The following is a 19,768-nucleotide window of genomic DNA, read 5'->3' on the forward strand; positions in this document are numbered from 1 at the left end:
GGGCTTTACTCTTCTGAATTCAATAGATCACGCGCCGATGATCCGGCGAATGTCATTCACTGACAGGCTCAGGAATGACTGCATACCAATGGCAACCTGATGCGGTTCCATCTCGGCAATGAAGGTGCGGAACTCTTCTTCGCTCGGCGGTGGTGCAAACCACTGCATACGACAGAGATCGTGGGTATCGTGGAAGTGGTCTGCGCCTTCCAGAACATCATCGACATAATGGCCGTAGATGAAACACTCCGAGAAGCGACGAACATTGCCGATTGCGGCAACCCAATGCTGACCGGTGTGCTTTTCGATCCGCTCGCACATGCCGACGACTGAATCTCTGCGCCAGGAAACAAGCTGGCCGATATAATCATTCAGTGCGCTTTTGCCGTTTTTGACGCCAAGTAATTTCCCGGCATTTTCCGCCCAGACCGGATGCTCCGGCCATTCGGGATTGGCAAGTGCATTGGGCCGATAGAACAGGCGCAACTTATCGCTCTGCCAGAGTGTGCTGCAATCAAAGGGCTTTACAAAAGCAGTGTCTGAATCGGTATAGAGAAGACCGTCTTCTTCCACCTTGCTGGCCAGCGCAATGCGGCGCAACTGCTGCACATGCCAGCCGCGCAACGGCTTGGTTTTGAAAGAAAGCCAGACACGACGGCGACCGAGATAGGTGGGATCGGGAAATGGGCGAATCCATGAAGGCAGCAAATCGCGCTCGTCGATAACGATGCGGTTTGCACTCTCAATCTGCCGGAAGAGGGCTACATCCTTGCTGTCGACAAGAATGTAATGCTTGGTGAAACCGGTGACATGCTTGTCCATGGTTTCGCATAAGAGCTTGCAGCGCTCAAAGTCCTGATCCCAGCTGGCGGTAACAATTGCTGTCTTCAAGGCTTACCCCCTGAGAGCTTTTCCTTCGCCACGCGCCAGAGGAAAACCGGATTGCCAACGAGGTAGCGTTTCGCAAGACGGCGTGGTTCCTGCAGCAGACGATGCACCCACTCCATCTTGACTGTGCGGACCCAATGGGGCGCACGCTGTACGCGGCCGGTATGCAGGTCGAACAAGGCACCCACAGCACTCGCAATGGTGCAATGTTCTGCCGTGATATGCTTGTCGATGAACATTTCCTGCCGGGGAACGCCCATGGCGACCAGCAGAATATCCGGGTGATACACTTTAAGCTGGGTGAGAATGCCGTCGATATCGGCGGGCTTGAAATAGCCGTCCGAGATTACGCGGAAGTCGTGCTGCGGGATTTGCTTCTTGAACAAATGTGCCGCATCTGCAGCAACGCTGGGACCGCCACCCAGAAGTGCCACTTTCATCGGGCGCTTGATATGCTGCATGAGGCCGGGAATGAAGTCCGTACCGTTGAGATTGGCCGGGAATTTTTCACCGTAGGCGACCTTGCTTGCGATATCGACGCCAATACCATCAGGCAGGATCAGATAATCTTTAAGCGCTGCCATATAGGCCGGGTCTTCATGCGCAATATTGGCATTGTTGGCATTCAACCAGCCCTGCTTCATGAATTCACGGTTTTCGATCCGCTTCTCAAAATAAGCGAATGAACTGTCCCAGTCGAAACAGACAACTTTGATGCCGAGAATATTTCGATATTCGAGTTTTTCGGATGAACTATTCGTCATATTCAGTCTGCTTTTCCTGTGACGTCCTGAAGGTTCTTTAAGCCTCGGGCGATAGCACTGTCCATGCCTGCGATTTGTGCCTGTTTGAAGGCTTTGCCATCAAGTCTTTGATCGTCACCTTCGTTGATCGCTTTGAGGCGTTCCACGATGGCTGCGGCAAATTCTGCAGGCTTGTCGGCGATTGTGCAGTTCGCTGGAATATTGCCAATGCCGCGAACAGAATGCGCGGTCGCGACACTTGGCTTGCCCAACTCGAATGTCTCTATGGTTTTAAGCTGTACGCCTGTGCCAGCACGGCTGATAAGCGGTATCAGCTTGCCGCTTTCGACAAAGGCTGTGGCATCCGGCACTTTGCCGAGAAAATTCACGCCCGGCCATGCTGCAATCAGATCAGCCGGCGTGTTTCCGGCGATGGCGATTGAGACATCCTTTGGCAGGAGAGGCTTTACTTCCCGCAGGAACCATTCAAGGCCAATGCGGTTCGGATGCCATGTCCATGTGCCGATCAGCGTGAGATCATATTTGGCTGCTTCTGGCTTTACGGTCTGGCTATTGCCCGGCATTACGAGGGGCAGGGTTGCAAACTTGTCGTTGTTGAGGCCCAGCGCCGGGCCGTCATCTTCCGCAAAAGTGAAGACAAAGCTGGCCTGTTTGCAAAGCCGGTTTTCTAATTTTTTGAGAATGCGCGCCTCTCGGCCAAACAGGAATTTCTGGACCTTACCTTTGGCATCGGCCGCGTTTTCCTCTGCCGAGCGATACTCGACGTTGTGGGCAACGAAAAGCGACGGCTTGTCCTTAAAAATTCCTTCAAATGCGCCTGGTAGAGTAACGCCATTGAGCACGTAAGCATCGAATTCACCAAGTTCGGTGATCGCATTGTGCAATTCGATTGCCGGGATCACCCGTAACTTTGCCGAGGAAACTGTGAGGCCGGTCATGAAAGATTTGAGCACCCATCCGATCTTGCGCTTGATGCCCGCACCTTCAGTGCGGACTTCGACTTCGCCAAGTACAATTGTGTCCTTGTCTTCCGCAGCCTTGTGGCCCGGCCATGTAAAGCCCAGAACGGTCACATGCGCGCCAGCACGGCGAAGCCCATCAATAACCGCGGCATTTGCGACTTCATAACCTGTTGAGGCGACTGCATGTGGAACAAGCGATGTCACAAAGACAAGACGAAACGGTTGCAATTCAACTCCTGACGGCTCTTAATGAATGTTTATTGAAGCTAGTGTCTACAGCTATGCGGTGAACTTTTCTTTAAGCGTTTATCAATAGTGGAAAGATAAACATAAAAACCAAAATCCTAGAAATAATCGGATGCTGTGATGCCAGATTTACCGGATCATATTGAAGTAATCGCTAAAACGCCTGGTCTTCCCTATGACGAGATCGACATCGTCGTTTCGCTCCCGACATTCAAGCGGCCAGAGCACCTGATACGCACGCTCGACACGCTGAATGCGCAGACAACCAAGCGCAAATGGGCGGTTGTCGTGATCGAGAACGAAACCGAAAAGAAGGAAGGCGCAACCGTTGCCGCTCCGCTTTTCGAAGCCGGCAAATATCGTGGTATGCTGATCGGTGAATCCCACCGCGGCAACTGCAATGCCTATAATGCTGGTTGGTTGACAGCGACCAAATTTTTCCCGAACTTCAAATATGTCATCGTCATTGATGACGATGAGTTGGCCGATCCCGATTGGATCGAAAACATGGTTGCAACCGCTGAGCGTTACGACGTTAGCCTCGTTGGTGGTCCACAGTTTCCGATTTTTGAAAAGCCAAATTCGGAACAGTGGGCAAAGCACCCGGTCTTCCTGCCGCACTATACCAAGACAGGTCCGGTTCCGATCATCTACTCCTCGGGCAATCTGCTGATCGCACGCGCAGTTCTTGAGGCCCATAGCTATCCGTTTATGGATCTCAAGTTCAACTTCACAGGCGGCGGCGATTCCGACTTCCTGTCCCGCTCAATCGCCAAGGGCTTTAAAGTTGCCTGGTGTGCGGAAGGCATTGTGCGCGAAACTATTCCTGCACGCCGCCTGGAGAATGACTGGATCAGATCTCGCGGTCTGCGAAATGGCGTACTTTCAACTTTGATCGAACAGCGCAAGCGCAAGGATGAGCCTTTCGGTCAGGTGCGCGTGTTCCTGAAGAGCCTTGCTCTGCTGGCTTACTCGCCGATCAAGGCAGTCAGAAGAGGTGTTGCTGCTGGCTTTGCACCTGTCGGCACCTACTTCATCCATATCGGTCTGGGCCGAGTGATGGCCCATTTTGGATATCTGAATGAGCAGTATCGCAACCCGGACAAGAACTAGTTCAGGTTCGTCCGATCCGATGCGGGTGACGATGCGCCAGATTGCGCTCGTCACCGCGACGGTTATTTTCTGCATTCTGCTGATTTCTTTCCGCCCGTTTTCCATGCCCGTCGCACCCGATGGGCCGCAAGCGGGCGACACCGTCAATCAGCTGGGCTTTGGTCTCGTTGGCGCAATTGCACTGGCTGCATTGGCCATGTTTGCTGATCCGCGCAAACTGATGCGGCTGGTCAGTCTTGGCTGGCTGCTCATGTTTGGCTTGTTGCTGGCATCCGCTTTCGTAAGTCCTGATCCGGGAACTGCCATTCGCGGGGTCATGCTGACACTGATCGGTGTTCTGGCAATTGTTGCAGTACTCGCCCTGCCACAAGATGCTGAGGGTTATTCCGTGATGCTGCTCACAGTAGCCTCCATCGTTATTGTCGTTTCTTATGCCGGTGTCGTGCTGCTGCCTAATCTTGGCACACATGGCGTTGATGTGAGCGAGCCACAGAATTCGTTTCTCTGGCGTGGTGTTTTCACACACAAGAACATCGGCGGGCCAGTCATGGCGCTCTTCGCTTTTGGAGGCATCTATTTGTGGCGGCGCGGCTGGCGGGTCAGCGGTGCGATTATTGCTTTGTTGGCTTTGTTCTTCGTGGCGCATACCGGCTCAAAAACCACGGTTGCTCTGGTTCCCTTCGCCATGCTTCTGGTCATTGGTCCGGGCGTGTTCGGTATTCGTGGACTGGCACCGCTCATGATCCTTGCTATTCAGGTGGTATTTGCGCTGTTCACCATCGGCACGGTTCTGTTCGAGCCGCTGCACCAGATTGTCCTGAAGTTCTCCGTTGACCCAACCTTTACCGGGCGCACATCAATCTGGGCTTTTGCCGTCGAGGCGCTGCACAGCCGCCCGTGGATCGGCTTTGGCTATGAAAGTTTCTGGGGCACTGATCGAGTCAAGGAAGCGGCCCATCCTTATTATCTCGACTGGGATGTGCGTGGCATCGTGCATGGCCACAATGGCTATCTCGACATCACGCTTTCCATGGGGCTTATCGGTCTGATCTGCGCAATTTTCGTCATAATCATCATGCCGCTGGTCAATTACATGCGGTGCAGGCCGACACGCGAAAACCTGTTGCTGGCAGATTTCTTCCTGATGTTTGTATTTTTCGGCACGCTCAACGCGATGCTGGAAAGCTTCTTCTTCCGTCGCATGGACCCGGTCTGGCTCATGCTCATCTTTGCCATTTTTGGCCTGCGCATGACGGCCAAAGTCACCATCCCAGAACGGTCTGTCTAGAGCGGTTCCTGTTGAAAAAGAATAGTAGGAACCGCTCTATCTTTTTGTTTTTACGCATTATCCTAAGCAAAGCCGCTTCGCACTTTTGCTGGAAATGCTCTAATCGGAGTTATCCATGAATATTGCGATCATTGGCACAGGCTTCGTCGCCGATTACTACATGACCACGCTGCGCAATTATCCGCAATTGAGGTTGCTCGGTGCCTTTGATCGCTCGGCTGAACGGCTCAAGGTATTTGCAGCGCATTATAAGGTGCGTGCCTATGAAAGCTTTGAGGCAATTCTTGCCGATAAAGACGTGCAGATCGTTCTCAACCTGACGACGCCGGAAAGTCATTATGCCATTTCACGCGCGGCTCTTGAGGCGAGCAAGCATGTCTATTCCGAAAAGCCGCTGGCGATGGATTTCAATGATGCCAAAGGGCTGGTTGAGTTTGCAGCCGCAAACGGACTGACACTGGCAGCCGCACCGGCCAATGGTCTCAGTGACGCGCAGAAATTGGTCTCACAATCCATGGGCGAGATCGGCACGCCGCGTCTGGTCTATGCCGAAATGGAAGACGGCCCGGTTTTTCGCGATAAATGGGCGACATGGCGCTCGCAATCGGGCGCGCCTTGGCCGGGTCTGCATGAGTTTGAGATTGGTTGCACACTGGAACATGCAGGTTATGCACTGTCTTGGCTCGTGTCGCTTTTTGGCCCCGTTGAAAGTGTGACCGCCTTCTCCTCGATCACCTTCCATAACAAGGGGCCGGGAACGGAGCATCTGCACATGGCACCGGATTTCTCCGTCGGCTGCTTGCGTTTCAAATCCGGTCTTGTTGCGCGTCTGACGTCCGGCCTTGCAATGCCGAAGGATCGCAGCCTGACAATCGTGGCCGACAAGGGTTCCATCACTGTCGATGATCTTTGGGACAACCGTTCTGCTGTGCGGCTTGAATCGACCACCAGAAAGCGTTCTATCCTGTCGCGCGTCTTTGGTCGCGTGGAAGCAAAGCTCGGCAAGACTTTGCCTTGGAAACCGGCTGTTGGCAGCAAGCTCGCCTATCCAAAAGGCGATGCGCTAAGCCTGCCGTCATTCCCATCGCAGATCGATTTTATGCGTGGCGTGGCTGATCAGGCGCGCGCCATTGAAACCGGTAAGATGGCCTTTTTCTCCGGTGCGGTGGCCCTGCACATCACCGAAGTAGCCCTCGCGCTCAATAATGCTGGCGAAAACGCTGCACCCTATAAGGTTCAGAGCAGCTTCTAATCAGGTTGCATACTAAGCACAGTGTTGACGATGTCTGCCACCGCAGCACTGTGTTCAAGCGGCATGATCGGGCTTGAAATCTCGCCGCGTGTCACGGCATCGCGCACGGCTTGCGCCTGAAACTGCAATCCGTTTCCAGCAAAAGCGTGGTGTTCAACCGTTCTGCCGGGCAAAGGCAGGCGGTTCAAAACCTTGCCAATCAACCCACCCGGTCCTTTCGGACCAAGGGCTGAATTCAGCACATTCGGGGAAAAAATCGCCAGACGCTGTGCTTTCAGAAACGGTGCGTGAATGAGGATCGCGCCGTTTGTACCTTCAATCAGCATCTGGTTCTGACCATCCCGATCAAAGCCGCATGAGAGCTCAGCTGTGGCATTTGCATATGTCAGCGTGATTTCCGTTCGCATGTCGACGCCGCTTTTGGCCTTGGTCCAACGTCCGCTAACAGCGTCGGGCAGGCCGAGAAAACTCAGCGCAAGCGAAACCGGATAGACGCCTAGATCGAAGGCGGCACCGCCGCCAAGTGCCGGATTGAAAAACCGGCTTTGCGGATCTTCCGCACGGAAATAGGAGAGGTCCGCTTCGATACGCTTTACCGTCCCGATGCGACCGCTTTTGATATGCTCACGGGTGGCATGAATCGCCGGAAGGAACCGGCTCCACATCGCTTCCATGGCAAAGACATTATGCGCGCGGCTCGCGGAAGCAATCTGATTGGCGCCGTCTGCATCGAGCGTTACCGGCTTTTCCGTTAGACAGGCTTTGCCTGCGGCGATTGCCTGTAATGTTTGCTGCACATGCATTGCACTGGGTGTGGCAATGTAAACGGCGTCAATTTCAGCGGTGTTGAGAAAAGCTGCCGGATCATCAAAAGCTTTGTCCGCGCCGATGCGGGTTTTGAAGCTTGTCGCACTCTCCATCGAGCGCGAACAGACCGCAGTCACGCGCATGTCGCCGCTTGTCTGAATGTCGGCTGCAAAGGCGCTGGCAATCGTGCCTGTACCCCAGATGCCCCAGCGAAAATCCTTGCCGTCGCGCTGCTTACTCGTCATGGTTTTACCGCCACCCCCCTTCGCGATACCCTTGTCATCCATCTGTTGTATATCGCATGATATGCGGGATTACGACCGGCTTTGCCTGCCGCGTCCTTCTTCATGCGATCAAGGTAAAAATATGGGTGGAATTGTTGTAGCCGTTGCGCGCGACGCCGAGCATCGTTTCTCGAAACAGCTGGTTTCAGAGATAAGCATTGTTGCAGGTCAGGGCGTTGAAGGCGACGCGCATAAGGGTGTTACCGTCAAACATCGTTCGCGCGTAAAGGTCGATCCGACTCAGCCGAACTTGCGTCAGGTCCATCTTATTCAGGCGGAGCTTTTCGATGAGCTCACCGAGAAGGGCTTTGACATTGCGCCCGCGCAGCTTGGTGAAAACATCACCACGCGCGGGATTGACCTGCTCGCACTGCCCAAGTCGGCCATCCTCAAAATCGGGTCCGATGTTGTTCTTGAACTCACCGGCCTGCGCAATCCATGTTCGCAGATTGAAAGCTTTGAAAAGGGGCTTCTTGGTGCTGTCCTCGATAAAACGGAAGACGGCGAACTGGTGCGTAAAGCAGGCGTCATGTCGATCGTTATTGCGGGCGGAAATGTGCAGGCTGGTGATAATATCGAGATTGAACTGCCACCGCTGCCACATGTGAAACTGGAGCGTGTCTGAGGATTTAAATCGGTTAGTATTCTGGAAAAAGGCCTATCAAATTTGTGTCATATGCCCTAGATCATCCCACAATAGGATACAGACTGTACGCGCTGGCGCTAAATACTGCGACAGCAGCAGCTAAGACAGTCCAGTCTGTCGGCTCTCTATTTCTGTATGACAAGCCAGTTGGCTGTGTTTCAAAAGGGCAAAAAATGGAAAAAGCAGATATCGGAATGGTCGGCCTCGGCGTTATGGGTTCGAACCTTGCGCTGAACATCGCCGAGAAGGGCTACACGGTAGCCGTCTATGACCGCGACGAGCCCGTGCTGCAGGCATTCATCGAAAAAGCTGGCGCGTTGCGTGACAAGATTATCCCTTGCTCAACTTTTGAAGAGCTGGCTGACAGTATCCGCAAGCCACGTCCAATCATCTTCTTGATCAAGGCTGGCGCACCAGTTGACGCCGAAACTACCCGCCTCAAGGCTTATCTTGAGCAGGGCGACATCATGATCGATGCAGGCAACTCCGACTATCGCGACACCATGCGTCGTCTAAAGGCGCTCGGCCCGAATGATCCTACATTCGTTGGCATGGGTGTATCGGGTGGCGCAGAAGGTGCCCGCAACGGACCATCGATGATGGTTGGCGGCACGCAGGAAGCCTATGATCGCATCGCGCCAATTCTTTTGGCTGCCGCTGCAAAATATAAGGGCGAGCCTTGCTGTGCGCTAGTTGGCCCGGATGGTGCAGGCCATTTCGTCAAGACAATTCACAACGGTATCGAATATGCTGATATGCAGATGATCGCCGAAATATACGGCATACTGCGTGATGGACTCGGCCTTTCGGCGCCAGCAATCGGTGATGTATTCGAAAAGTGGAACGCCGGCCCACTTAATTCTTACCTCATTGAAATCACTGCAAAAGTTCTGAAAGCAACTGACCCTGAAACCGGCAAGGCGATGGTCGATATGATCCTCGATCAAGCTGGACAGAAGGGCACTGGCCGTTGGTCGGCGATTGAAGCACAGATGCTCGGCGTTCCTGCAACCGGCATTGAAGCAGCCGTTGACGCACGCTCGATTTCGTCGCTGAAAGCTGAGCGTGAGGCCGCTGAAAAGGCCTATAAGCCTGCACCACGCACGCTTGATATTGCTGATCAGGCGCAGTTCCTTGCTGATCTTGAGCAGGGTCTGCTGGCTGGCAAGATCGTTGCCTATGCACAAGGTTTTGCAGTTCTGGCGGCCGCATCCAAGGAGCACGGCTGGAACATCCCGCTTGCAACCACCGCCCGCATCTGGCGCGAAGGCTGCATCATCCGTTCGCTGTTCCTCGACGATATTGCGCAGGCTTTTGAAGGTCAGGAAATCGAGAACCTCCTGTTGGTTCCTGCCTTTGTTGAACGCATGGGCAAGGCATCGAAGGGTCTTCGCAAGATCGTTGCACAGGCAGCACTTGCAGGTCTGCCGCTTCCGGCAATTGGTTCGGCATTGAGCTACTTCGACAGCTTTACGCAGTCGCAGGGTACGGCCAATGTGATTCAGGGCCAGCGCGATTTCTTCGGTTCGCACGGCTTCAAGCGCATTGACAAGGACGGTGACTTCCATGGTCCATGGGTCAACTAAGCGCTTAAAGAGAGCTTAAAGTTATGGCCCTGAATGACCAAAAACGCTGAAGTGCCATTATTCTCTTGCCTTGAATACAAGGTTCACAAAAAAGCCGCCCTTTTGGGCGGCTTTTTTCTCAGCTTATATAGCTTAATCTGCTAGAACGAGCAGATCGTGCGATGCAAAATGTACTGTCACTTTATCACCGCGCTGTGGTGGTGGCTGGGTGGGATCATTAAATGTGTCGAAGGACAACTGGTTCTTGCCAAGTGCCACACGCGTACGAATAACCGAACCGAGGAAGTGCACATCTTCGATGGTCGCATCAAGTGATGTGTCGTGGCTTTTGCGTGCTTCCATACTGACCGCCTCCGGACGTAGCGCGAGTGTGATCGCCTTGCCTTTCTGGTGATGGCTGAGTTCTTCATTTACCTTGATAGTGCGACCGTCAAGGTCGATGCTGTTCTGGCCTGGTTCGGCGACCGATGCCTCCAGCATGTTAAGCGTGCCGACAAAGGAAGCAACGAAACGAGATGCAGGGCGATTATAAATATCGAATGGTGTGCCGATCTGATCAGCACGGCCTTCATGCATGACGACGATACGATCAGATATCGAAAGCGCTTCTTCCTGATCATGTGTTACGAACACCGTGGTAATTCCCAATTTCTGCTGGATCGCACGGATTTCTTGACGGAGCGAGATACGGATCTTTGCATCGAGTGCTGAAAGCGGTTCATCAAGCAGAAGTACCTGCGGCTTGGTTGCAAGCGCACGTGCCAAGGCCACACGCTGCTGCTGGCCGCCGGACATCTGATAAGGATAACGATCGGCAAGATGCTCGAGCTTTATGAGGCTGAGCATTTCCTTGACCGTCGCCTCGATTTCAGCCTTCGACTTGCCTGAAACACGCAGGCCGAATGCCACGTTCTGGGCAACGGTCATGTTTGGAAACAGCGCATAGGCCTGAAAGACCATACCGATATTGCGCTGGTTTGGCTTGAGATCAACAACATCTTTGCCGTCAATTTCGATTGCGCCCTGATCCGCACTCTCAAACCCTGCGATCATACGCAGAACAGTGGTCTTGCCGCATCCCGATGGGCCGAGGAAGGAAACGAATTCTCCCTTTTCGACAGCGAGATTGAAATCGTGGACGACAGTGGTTGCGCCGAAGCTCTTTTTCAGGTGCTTGAGATTAAGAAAAGCCATGAATGTTACCCGGCGGTTGTCTTGAATTTGTTGAGGCGCGAAACGAGCTGCAACATAATAATGCTGAGCCAAGTGATACCGAAGGAGATAATCGCCAGCGCGGATGGTTCATAAGCGCGATTTGCGCCGACGAGCTGAAGATAAGGACCAAAGGCAGGACGGTTGAGCAAGGATGCCAGCGTGAACTCACCGATGACGATAGCAAAAGTGATGAATGCACCACTCATGACACCCGAGATAACATTTGGAAAAATGACCTTGAACATGATCCGACCCCAGCCAGCGCCAAGGCTCTGGGCTGCTTCGGTCAGTGTGCGAACATCAATTGTGCGCATGGCAGTGTCGACTGCGCGATACATGTAGGGCAGGGCCAGCGTTACGTAACCAAACATCAGCAACAGATCTGTTGCGCGCGTGGATGAGGTAAATGGCAGCCAAGACGAAGAGTTATAGATGCGCAGATAGCCGAACACGATGACAATTGCCGGAATGACGAGCGGCATCAGTGTGATGAACTCGATCAATGGACGCAGATGCGGCAGACGCAGACGAACCCAATAAGCAGTTGGCACAACAAGCAGCACACCAAAAATGATCGTGAGAATACCAAGCAGGATTGAATAGCCGAAAGTTGCCTGGAAATTAGGATCGCTGAAAACCACGCGATAGGCATCGAAGGAATATTCGCCACGACGCATGCGCAGCGAAAATTCAAAGGTCCCGATCAGCGGAACGAGGAAGTAGATTGCTCCAATGAGGAAGGCAATCCACGCACCGATCTTTTGGAGATTGAACCCCTTTTTCATCGCTGCCACCTTTCGGCACGCATACGCAGCCAAATGTAAAGCAGGTTCGAAAGACCGGTGATAACGATCATGCCGAGAGCCAACGCGTAGCCCAGATTCTGGTTATGCAGAACGTCGCCTCTGATTTGTGCATAGAGCAGGATCGGAACGATGTTGAGCGACGAGCCGGTGAGCGCGTAGGCTGTTGCAATTGCACCAAAGGCGTTTGCGAACAGAAGCAACGTCGTACCGAGCAGGCTTGGCCAGAGAATCGGAAACGCAACCATGCGCCAATATTGAAGATTGGTCGCGCCCAGGATCGAAGAGGCTTCACGCCATTCTTTCTTCAGGCCGTCCAGAGCGGGCGTCAGAATGAGCACCATCAGCGGAATCTGGAAGAACAGATAGGTGATGGTCAGACCGAAAAAGCTTAGAAGGTTGAAGCCGGTCGAGTACAGATTGAAACCGAACCACTCACGCAACAGGATTGTTACGAAGCCGGTACGGCCAAGGGTTGCGAGGAACGCGAAGGCCAGCGGAACGCCAGCGAAATTCGATGCAACGCCCGAGAAGGTCAGAACTGTTGGGCGCAGCCAGCGTGGCAGATTGCCAAGCACCACAGCCCAGGCCAGAAAGAAGCCGATCAATGCGCCACCGAGCGCTGATGCGAGGCTTACTTTGATCGAAATCCAGTAGGCACTCATAATCTGAGGCTGGAAGAGATCATAGACATTCTGAAGCGTGAAATTGCCATCGGGGTCCTGAAACGCACCGATGATGAGATACATTGTCGGCCAAAGCAGGAACAGAATGGCAAACAAGAAGAAAGGCGCGACGCCAATCCACGATAGCGGCAACTGACGCTTTCGCACCCCGCTGACCGGTGCGGTTGTTTCGGCTGATGAACTCATGCGTTCTTTCTTTAAGGCATAATCCCGAAGAGCGGTTCGCTTTTTCGGATGTGATTATGCGTGAAGTAAAGAGACAATGATCTCTTTCGGTCCAGATTCAATACAGTGTTTGCCGGATCTAAAAGTTCAGGAAGCAATGCGACGACCATTTCTGGTCGTCGCATGCCATAACAGGGTGAGTTAAAGCGATTTTTGTGCGTCCAAGAGGGCGTACAGCGCTCTAAATCCTCTTACTGAACGTTTGCGCCAACAACGCTGTCCCAGTTCTTGGTGATTTCTGCCTGAGCGGCCTCAATCTGTTCAAGAGTTGGGAAGATAGCCTTTTCATAGGCTTCTGCAGGTGGAAGCTTGTCGAGCAGTTCCTGTGGGATCTTGCCAGCCTTCGCCATTGCATTGAAGCGGATCGGGTGGCAGTAGCCCTTCAGATAGCCAAGCTGACCTTCGTCGGAATACAGGTGCTCCATCCACAGCTTTGCAGCGTTTGGATGCGGCGCGTAAGCGCTGATCGCCTGAACGTAAACGCCAGCAACAACGCCCGATTTTGGAATTACGGTTTCGATTTCCGGGTTGCCCTTCAGGGTATCACGGTCTGCGAGAGCGTTATAATCCCAACGAATAACGATTGGGGTCGATCCCTGTGCCAGCGAAGCAGCCTTGCCGATGACTGGTACGAAGTTGCCGTTGGCGTTAAGTTCCTTGTAGAATTCAAGACCCTTCTTGCCAGCTTCGGCACCAGGTTCCGCGCCGCGCGCGATGCCTGCAGCGTGAACCCCCAGGATTGCCTGTGCGGAAACGCGTGGATCACCAGCGAGAGCAACCGAGTTTGCGTAATCGCTCTTGAGCAGGTCTTCCCAATCCTGTGGGACGTCTTTAACGATGTCTTTGTTCACTTCGAAACCAAGAACGCCGTAATAGTCGCCGTACCAGTAACCTTCAGGGTCCTTGGCGCTGTCTGGAATTTCGTCCCAGGTTGCGACCTTGTAAGGCTGGATCAGGCCGTCTTTCTTGGCGGTGGTGCCGAAAGCAAAGCCAACGTCGATCACGTCAGGAGCCTGTGGGCCCTTGTTATCCTTGTTTGCCTTGATAGCTTCAATTTCGTCGCCCGAACCAGCATCAGGGTTCAGTTCGTTGACCTTAAGGCCATACTTGTCTTTGAAGCTTTTGATGATTTCGCCGTAGCCACACCAGTCGTGCGGTAGCGCGATTGTGGTCAGTTCGCCTTCGGCCTTTGCCGCAGCGATGAGCTCAGCTGATGGTTCAGCAGCAGCAATAGAAACCCCGCCAACAGCGATTGCAGTCGATAGCGACAGCAGGCGCGCAGTAAATCCAAGCATTGTTTGACTCCCCTGTTAAAGTCGGGCGAACGCTCCCGGTCGATTCCAGTGTTCGCGCACTCCCGATAGCCGTCCTAGATGACGGTTGGATGACAGTTTGCTCAATGTCACAAAATGTCAACGGCGGAAAGTGAAACACGTTTTCAGGGACTTAGCAATTGATCCAAAGGAGTTAACTGCATTTTTATGACAATAAATATGACAAAGGTTTCGTCACTGTCACAATTTAAAAAGACGCTTTTCCTAAAGCGACAGGAGTTTGTCTGCGCGCGGCATGGAGTGCGCAGCGCACTTTCAAACGAAAAATTTTGAAATACTTGCGAAGCGGTTTCGGTTTCGTATGAAATCAAATCTGGATTATTTAGTGACCGCCGCCGCCACCTCCAGCTGCTTGCTTTGGCTTGCGTAACATCACGGCACAAGCTGCGAGCGTGCAGAACATCATCGTGAGTATGAAGAATACGTCGATAAAGGACATGAGCGTTGCCTGCTGGCGCACCATGCCCGACATTTTGGAAATGGCGATTGTCGCGCCATCCAGGCCGGCTGAATTATACTTAGCAGTCAGGTTTGCCAACATCTGCTCAGCCTCGGCATTGCCCCAGCGCACATGTTCAGCCAAACGCTCATAGTGCATATCGCTGCGACGGGTGAGAATGGTGTTGATGACGGCCAGACCAACAGCACCACCGAGATTTCGGGTCAGGTTGAAAAGACCGGAAGCGTTTTTCAGCAGCGCAGGCGGCAAGGTGCCGAGCGCCAGATTGTTGATCGGCACCATGCAAAGCATCAGCGAACAGCCGCGCAGGATCTGCGGCAGCAGAAGCTCATAGAAATCCCAGTCAGCAGTCAGCCCTGTGACCATCCATGTTCCCGCGGCAAAGCCAAGGAAGCCGATCATCATCATCAGGCGAGGGTCCATGCGCGTCGACAGGAATCCTGCTAGCGGTGCAGTAAAGAACATGGCAAGGCCGCTGACAAACAGCGCTTCCCCGATCATCAGGGCGTCGTAACCCCGGATGCTACTGAGAAAGAGGGGATAAAGATAAGTGAGGCCATAAAGGCCAACACCCATCACAAACGAGAACAGTGAGCCAAAGGCAAAGTTGACATTCTTGAAGGCACGTAAGTCCACAATGGGTTCTTCGGCTGTGAACGCTCGGAAGAAGAAGAGAATGCCGCCTATAACCATCACGCCGCTCAGAATGAAGATCGCTTCATCCTGCAGCCAGTCGTTGCGCGGTCCTTCTTCAAGCACGTATTCCATCGAGCCTAAGAAGGCTGCCATGCCCGCGAGGCCCCACCAGTCGAATTTGCTGAGAAGCGAGCTGTCGCCTTCGTCGAAGTCAATGAGGTTCCAAGCTGCGATTGTGACGAGTATGCCTGGTCCGACATTAACAAGAAACAGCCAGTGCCACGAGAATGCGTGGCTGAGATAGCCGCCAACGGTCGGGCCGATGGTTGGTGCAAGCGTCGCGACAAGGCCGATCATCGGCGATACGATGGAGCGCTTTGATGGCGGGAAGATCGTGAATGCGGCTGCAAACACACTCGGGATCATACCGCCGCCGATGAAGCCCTGAATGGCACGATAGACGATCATCTGATCGATATTGGTGGCAGTTGCGCAGAGCATGGAGGCAAGCGTGAAGCCAGCGGCGGAAACCGTAAACAGCACGCGGGTGGAGACAAGACGTCCGAGGAAGCCTGACAGCGGGATCATGATGACCTCCGCAATCAGATAGGAAGTCTGAACCCACGAGATTTCATCGGAACTAGCGCTGAGGCCTGCCTGAATTTCGGACAGCGATGCAGACACAATCTGGATGTCCAGAATTGCCATGAACATGCCGAACACCATTGCAAGAAAGGCAATTGCCTTCTTGGGATCGATGCGATCTTCTGCGGGAGCCATAGGCCCCATCGTGGTGTTTGCAGCCATGAAGGCGCACTCCGAATAGGAAGAGGAACGGCGCGCGAAACTTGTCCGCTGCGCTACCAAATTTTTCTAATGAGCCGTTTTCACGCGCATACCGAAAGCTGTTTCCTAAATCCGGATATGCGCTCTGCAAAGTAATCGCTTCTTTAGTTGACCTTGTCTTCAGGTGCGGTGCGGGTGTCCACATCAACCGTCACGCTGAGACCTGCACGAATTTTGCCCGAATCGAGCGCTTCCTGCGGGATCATGATACGAACCGGAACACGCTGGACGATCTTGGTGAAGTTGCCCGTCGCATTTTCAGGTGGCAGCAGCGAGAACACGGCGCCCGATGCCGGAGCAACCGATGCGACCTTGCCTTCTAAGTAAGGGCCGTCGATGGCATCAACATAGATACGCGCAGTTTCGCCGGTTTTGATGTGGCCGAGTTGCGTTTCCTTGAAGTTGGCATCGATATAGAGCGCATTCACAGGAACGAGTGCTGCGATCTTCTGGCCAGCCGAAACGAGATCGCCCTTCTTGCCGGAAAGATTGCCGACAACACCGTCAAAAGGCGCGCGCAGGGTGGTGAAATTGAGGTCTCGCGCAGCTTTGTCGCGGGCGAGCTCCAGCGAACGCATGGTGCTTTCCGCTTCCTTATACTGCGCATTCAGCACTTCGATATTCGCATTTGCCGAAGCAATCTGCGCATTCGAGCCGGCAAGCTTTGCCTTGGCCTGATCGAGCGCTGACTGTGCGTTATCGAGTTCGGACTGTGCAGAGAAGCGCGTATCATGCAGCTTCTGCACGCGGACCATCGTGCTTTCGGCATTCTTCAGAACGGCCTGCGAAGCCTGTTCGTCTGCCTGCGCCTGCTGCAAACTCGCCTTCGAAGCGTCAACCTGCGCATTGATGCGTGCAAGTGTCTGTTTCTGCGTGTTGAGCTTGGCTTCCGCATCGTCAAGCGCGATCTGATAGTCGCCAGCATCGAGCTGGAAGATCACATCGCCAGCTTTAAGGTGCTGGTTGGCGACAACTGGAATGTTTTCGATATAGCCGGTGACTTTCGGAGCAATCGATGCAATGTCGCCCTGCACATAAGCGTCGTCCGTTGAAACCATGAAGCGGCCAACCGTCCACCAGTCATAACCATACCAAAGGCCGCCAGCGACAGCAACAATGAGAATGCCCGGAAGCAGAACGCGCTTCCCGAAGCCTTTTTTCTTTCCACCCTTTGCGTCAGTGGGCGGGGCGCTTGGTGCTGCCGTATCCGGAGCAGTCCGCGGAGCAAGCCGTTCCCCCATGGGTTCGGCGTTCACTCTGGACTGTTCTCCCTGACCAGCGGGTGTAGGGAATGGACGGATATCAGCCGTATCAACAGACTTGGGGGCGGACATAAGGCAAACTTTCTGTATAACCGCTTCAACGAACCGCTTGGTTCGATGTTGACTTAGAGCAATAAGTCGCCCATATCAAGTGACATCGAACCGTTTGGTTCGAAAAAGTTGCGAGTTTTATACAATGAATCGTGAACAATGCTTAAAGGAAGGTCCTGATGCCACCGTCGACGGTAGCGGTTCAGACCCGATCGCTTGCGAAACCGATGCGGAAAGCACGCGCACGCGCCTTGGTGCAGGACAGGATCCGATAAAGCGTCAGCAAATTCTCGAAGGCGCCCAGAACGTGTTTCTGCGTATGGGCTTTGATGCTGCCAGCATGAACGACATCACACGGGAAGCTGGTGTCTCCAAGGGAACGATTTACGTTTACTTCAACAGCAAGGAAGATCTGTTTGTCGCTTTGTGCGAGCATTATCGCATGACGACATTTAGCCAGATGGTTGCCAAAATCGACAAGGGATTCTCCACGCGCGAAGAGCTCGCCGATTTTGGTGTGACACTGGTCACGCTTATTACATCGACCACAGCGATCCGAGCGCAGCGCATCATTCTTGGGGTTAGCGAACGCAAGCCGGAATTGTCGGCACGTTTTTATGAACGCGGTCCCAAGCGTAGTCACTTGATTATGTCAGACTTTCTGTCCAGGATGATTGACGCTGGAGAGCTGGAGCCGTTCGATCCGCTGGAGAAAGCCTATCAACTCACGGATCTGTTTCTGTCGGGACTTTATCGGCCTCGCCTCTTTGGCGTCCTGACGGAGCCGCCTTCCGAGCAGGCTATTTCCAAGAATGTCGAGAATGCGTTAGAGTTTTTCTTCAGGGCATACGGAAAAAAACAGTCTGATGTTTCAAAATAGTACATCGGGCTCGCGCCGAGACGCTGTTTCACGGAAATCTCATTTGTAAATCATTTTTCATTTGCCCCTGCCTTATTTCGACATGCTTTTTGTGTGTAATACATAGCAATCAATTTATTGCGGGTTGCATAGCAGCCCATTTTTTATGTGACTTATAAGTGATTGAAGGCCTGATGAAGACGATTCGCCGCCGGTATTTTTTGGCGCCAGATGAAGCTCGTTCATGCTTTATTACCAAGGATATTATGCAATGACTCTCGACTTAATTCATTTCCCAAATTTCAAAAAGACATTCTTCGGCACGTCGTTTCAGGGCGACTCTTTGGCACTTCTGACGCGTATCCGAGATGAAATCGGATGTCGTTACATTATGCACACCTATCGTGGGCGAGTAGGGGATTGTACGAAGACAAACTCGTCTGACCTAACTGTGGTTATGACGTTTCCTTCGAGTTGGGTCACACGGTACTCGACAAAAAACTATTTTGTAGTTGATCCGATTTTCCAGGAGGATGCTCCTTACTTCAGAAATGATTCCGGCGGCATTGTGCGGGATCTCAAATTGGACGCGGATGTCTGTCCAGATGTAGCGGAGATGATGCAAGATGCCGAGAAGCACGGACTCGGCAATGTTTTCCTCGCCGTTTCTGCACGCAATCCGAAAGCAGCATCTGGTTGCACACTATTTTGTTTTGATCTGGGCGAGGGAGAACCGCGCGATTATTTCGTCTCCAGGATGCGTCCACGATTGCTTAGCGTTTCCGGCATCATTCACAATAAGCTCTGCGGGTGTGACGAAACGAAATCTGCTGCATCACTTTTGACCCCGCGTGAGATTGACTGTCTGCGATGGGCTGCAAATGGCAAAACCGATGGTGAGATCGCGGAAATTCTCAGCATTGCTCGTTGGACCGTTGTGACCTATCTTCAAAATGCGAAGATCAAGCTCAACTGTTCAAACCGGACGTCTGCTGTGGCGACCGCCCTTTCGCTGGGCCTTATTGAGATGCCCGAAGTGGCGCATCTGATTTAATTTCGGGGTCAGCGCCAAACTGTTGACACCGGGCGCTCAAGCTTCCGATGCTTCCTGGCCACATGAGTTAGGCGATTTTTCGCAATGGAAGCCGCGCGCTGTCTATTGCGTCGATTAGCCTTGTCGTGTTCTGCGCAGGATTTTCATCGGGATTCTCGAACACGATATGGCTGAGTTCCACGCTAGCGGTCTTGCCTGAAAGGGTGAGCCGGAAGTAGGCATAGACACCCCTACTACGAAACTCCATGTCGAGAACAATGGAAGGGGGGCCGTACCAGTCGCACTGGAACTCACCGCCATGCCCCAGCTCGAGAGTACCAGGGAAGAAATGCAACTCCGTCGCCGAAGCGACGATATCGGCAATGTTTGCAAACAATTCGCAGCGTATGAAGGCGATATAGTCGGCAGGATCAACTAGTCGAAGTTCAGCAACGACTTCTCGGATGTTTTCGGCAATGATTGCCTCGCGTTCGTTTGAGAATTGAAGACTCTTCATCGTGT

18 protein-coding genes are annotated in these 19,768 nt (G+C 53.1%); 7 read left to right on the top strand and 11 right to left on the bottom strand.

What is annotated here, in order from left to right:
• Positions 1-27: 27 nt before the first annotated feature.
• The 3 genes from KMS41_12550 to KMS41_12560 are packed head-to-tail and all read right to left on the bottom strand — an operon-like array spanning position 28 to position 2,842.
• The gene (locus KMS41_12550; protein QWK79759.1) at positions 28-891 is read right to left on the bottom strand and encodes a hypothetical protein; all 864 of its coding nucleotides are present in this window, start codon (positions 889-891) and stop codon (positions 28-30) included.
• Entirely contained in the window at positions 888-1,652 is a 765-nt protein-coding gene (locus tag KMS41_12555) for a WecB/TagA/CpsF family glycosyltransferase (GenBank protein ID QWK79760.1), read from the bottom strand. Before KMS41_12555 ends, KMS41_12550 begins: the two co-directional genes overlap by 4 nt.
• Positions 1,653-1,654: 2 nt before the next feature.
• Positions 1,655-2,842, bottom strand: a complete 1,188-nt coding sequence (locus tag KMS41_12560) for a glycosyltransferase family 4 protein (protein ID QWK79761.1) — start codon at positions 2,840-2,842, stop codon at positions 1,655-1,657.
• A 138-nt stretch (positions 2,843-2,980) separates the two neighbouring features.
• On the opposite strand from KMS41_12560, the gene KMS41_12565 reads away from it, so the two are divergent.
• From KMS41_12565 to KMS41_12575, 3 genes are all read left to right on the top strand, one after another.
• On the top strand, positions 2,981-3,973 hold the full coding sequence (locus tag KMS41_12565; GenBank protein ID QWK79762.1) for a glycosyltransferase: 993 nt from the start codon (positions 2,981-2,983) through the stop codon (positions 3,971-3,973).
• Positions 3,942-5,261, top strand: a complete 1,320-nt coding sequence (locus KMS41_12570; protein ID QWK79763.1) for an O-antigen ligase family protein — start codon at positions 3,942-3,944, stop codon at positions 5,259-5,261. The genes KMS41_12565 and KMS41_12570 overlap by 32 nt, the downstream gene beginning before the upstream one ends.
• Positions 5,262-5,376: 115 nt before the next feature.
• Positions 5,377-6,513: a Gfo/Idh/MocA family oxidoreductase gene (locus KMS41_12575; protein QWK79764.1), complete on the top strand. Its 1,137-nt coding sequence runs from the start codon at positions 5,377-5,379 to the stop codon at positions 6,511-6,513.
• Here KMS41_12575 and KMS41_12580 read toward each other — a convergent pair.
• Positions 6,510-7,565 carry a Gfo/Idh/MocA family oxidoreductase gene (locus KMS41_12580; GenBank protein ID QWK79765.1) on the bottom strand — a complete coding sequence of 352 codons (1,056 nt, stop codon included), beginning with the start codon at positions 7,563-7,565 and terminating at the stop codon, positions 6,510-6,512. The two genes, KMS41_12575 and KMS41_12580, sit on opposite strands and share 4 nt — an antisense overlap.
• A 121-nt stretch (positions 7,566-7,686) precedes the next feature.
• Between KMS41_12580 and KMS41_12585 the strand changes: the two genes are divergently transcribed.
• Both KMS41_12585 and gndA read left to right on the top strand, forming a co-directional pair.
• Entirely contained in the window at positions 7,687-8,229 is a 543-nt protein-coding gene (locus tag KMS41_12585) for an MOSC domain-containing protein (protein QWK79766.1), read from the top strand.
• A gap of 194 nt (positions 8,230-8,423) precedes the next feature.
• The gene (gene gndA / locus KMS41_12590) at positions 8,424-9,836 is read left to right on the top strand and encodes an NADP-dependent phosphogluconate dehydrogenase (GenBank protein ID QWK79767.1); all 1,413 of its coding nucleotides are present in this window, start codon (positions 8,424-8,426) and stop codon (positions 9,834-9,836) included.
• A gap of 132 nt (positions 9,837-9,968) precedes the next feature.
• Here gndA and KMS41_12595 read toward each other — a convergent pair whose 3' ends face one another.
• From KMS41_12595 to KMS41_12620, 6 genes are all read right to left on the bottom strand, one after another.
• On the bottom strand, positions 9,969-11,030 hold the full coding sequence (locus KMS41_12595) for an ABC transporter ATP-binding protein (protein QWK79768.1): 1,062 nt from the start codon (positions 11,028-11,030) through the stop codon (positions 9,969-9,971).
• A gap of 5 nt (positions 11,031-11,035) precedes the next feature.
• Positions 11,036-11,836, bottom strand: coding sequence for an ABC transporter permease (locus tag KMS41_12600; GenBank protein ID QWK79769.1), 801 nt, complete (start codon positions 11,834-11,836; stop codon positions 11,036-11,038).
• The gene (locus KMS41_12605; GenBank protein ID QWK79770.1) at positions 11,833-12,726 is read right to left on the bottom strand and encodes an ABC transporter permease subunit; all 894 of its coding nucleotides are present in this window, start codon (positions 12,724-12,726) and stop codon (positions 11,833-11,835) included. Before KMS41_12605 ends, KMS41_12600 begins: the two co-directional genes overlap by 4 nt.
• Before the next feature lie 230 nt (positions 12,727-12,956).
• On the bottom strand, positions 12,957-14,060 hold the full coding sequence (locus tag KMS41_12610; GenBank protein QWK79771.1) for an ABC transporter substrate-binding protein: 1,104 nt from the start codon (positions 14,058-14,060) through the stop codon (positions 12,957-12,959).
• Between the two features lie 361 nt (positions 14,061-14,421).
• Positions 14,422-16,002 (bottom strand): DHA2 family efflux MFS transporter permease subunit, encoded by a 1,581-nt coding sequence (locus KMS41_12615; protein QWK79772.1) that lies wholly within the window; start codon positions 16,000-16,002, stop codon positions 14,422-14,424.
• 143 nt (positions 16,003-16,145) lie between these two features.
• Positions 16,146-17,375, bottom strand: coding sequence for an HlyD family secretion protein (locus tag KMS41_12620; protein ID QWK79773.1), 1,230 nt, complete (start codon positions 17,373-17,375; stop codon positions 16,146-16,148).
• A gap of 124 nt (positions 17,376-17,499) precedes the next feature.
• Between KMS41_12620 and KMS41_12625 the strand changes: the two genes are divergently transcribed.
• Both KMS41_12625 and KMS41_12630 read left to right on the top strand, forming a co-directional pair.
• Positions 17,500-18,234, top strand: a complete 735-nt coding sequence (locus KMS41_12625; protein ID QWK79774.1) for a TetR/AcrR family transcriptional regulator — start codon at positions 17,500-17,502, stop codon at positions 18,232-18,234.
• Positions 18,235-18,484: 250 nt separating this feature from the next.
• Positions 18,485-19,267, top strand: a complete 783-nt coding sequence (locus KMS41_12630) for an autoinducer binding domain-containing protein (GenBank protein QWK79775.1) — start codon at positions 18,485-18,487, stop codon at positions 19,265-19,267.
• Positions 19,268-19,334: 67 nt separating this feature from the next.
• Here the strand turns inward: KMS41_12630 and KMS41_12635 are convergent, their stop codons facing one another.
• The gene (locus KMS41_12635; GenBank protein ID QWK79776.1) at positions 19,335-19,763 is read right to left on the bottom strand and encodes a hypothetical protein; all 429 of its coding nucleotides are present in this window, start codon (positions 19,761-19,763) and stop codon (positions 19,335-19,337) included.
• Positions 19,764-19,768 lie beyond the last annotated feature (5 nt).

It is taken from the genome of Ochrobactrum sp. BTU1, assembly GCA_018798825.1.
Classification (GTDB): domain Bacteria; phylum Pseudomonadota; class Alphaproteobacteria; order Rhizobiales; family Rhizobiaceae; genus Brucella.

Excerpts from the sequence above, each read along its gene's own strand:
- KMS41_12555 (QWK79760.1), bottom strand. The coding sequence starts at position 1,652 with ATGACGAATAGTTCATCCGAAAAACTCGAATATCGAAATATTCTCGGC.
- KMS41_12610 (QWK79771.1), bottom strand. The coding sequence starts at position 14,060 with ATGCTTGGATTTACTGCGCGCCTGCTGTCGCTATCGACTGCAATCGCT.
- KMS41_12605 (QWK79770.1), bottom strand. The coding sequence starts at position 12,726 with ATGAGTTCATCAGCCGAAACAACCGCACCGGTCAGCGGGGTGCGAAAG.
- KMS41_12585 (QWK79766.1), top strand. The coding sequence starts at position 7,687 with ATGGGTGGAATTGTTGTAGCCGTTGCGCGCGACGCCGAGCATCGTTTC.
- KMS41_12570 (QWK79763.1), top strand. The coding sequence starts at position 3,942 with ATGAGCAGTATCGCAACCCGGACAAGAACTAGTTCAGGTTCGTCCGAT.
- KMS41_12625 (QWK79774.1), top strand. The coding sequence starts at position 17,500 with ATGAATCGTGAACAATGCTTAAAGGAAGGTCCTGATGCCACCGTCGAC.
- KMS41_12620 (QWK79773.1), bottom strand. The coding sequence starts at position 17,375 with ATGTCCGCCCCCAAGTCTGTTGATACGGCTGATATCCGTCCATTCCCT.
- KMS41_12630 (QWK79775.1), top strand. The coding sequence starts at position 18,485 with ATGACTCTCGACTTAATTCATTTCCCAAATTTCAAAAAGACATTCTTC.
- KMS41_12565 (QWK79762.1), top strand. The coding sequence starts at position 2,981 with ATGCCAGATTTACCGGATCATATTGAAGTAATCGCTAAAACGCCTGGT.
- KMS41_12615 (QWK79772.1), bottom strand. The coding sequence starts at position 16,002 with ATGGCTGCAAACACCACGATGGGGCCTATGGCTCCCGCAGAAGATCGC.
- KMS41_12635 (QWK79776.1), bottom strand. The coding sequence starts at position 19,763 with ATGAAGAGTCTTCAATTCTCAAACGAACGCGAGGCAATCATTGCCGAA.
- gndA (QWK79767.1), top strand. The coding sequence starts at position 8,424 with ATGGAAAAAGCAGATATCGGAATGGTCGGCCTCGGCGTTATGGGTTCG.
- KMS41_12575 (QWK79764.1), top strand. The coding sequence starts at position 5,377 with ATGAATATTGCGATCATTGGCACAGGCTTCGTCGCCGATTACTACATG.
- KMS41_12600 (QWK79769.1), bottom strand. The coding sequence starts at position 11,836 with ATGAAAAAGGGGTTCAATCTCCAAAAGATCGGTGCGTGGATTGCCTTC.
- KMS41_12595 (QWK79768.1), bottom strand. The coding sequence starts at position 11,030 with ATGGCTTTTCTTAATCTCAAGCACCTGAAAAAGAGCTTCGGCGCAACC.
- KMS41_12580 (QWK79765.1), bottom strand. The coding sequence starts at position 7,565 with ATGACGAGTAAGCAGCGCGACGGCAAGGATTTTCGCTGGGGCATCTGG.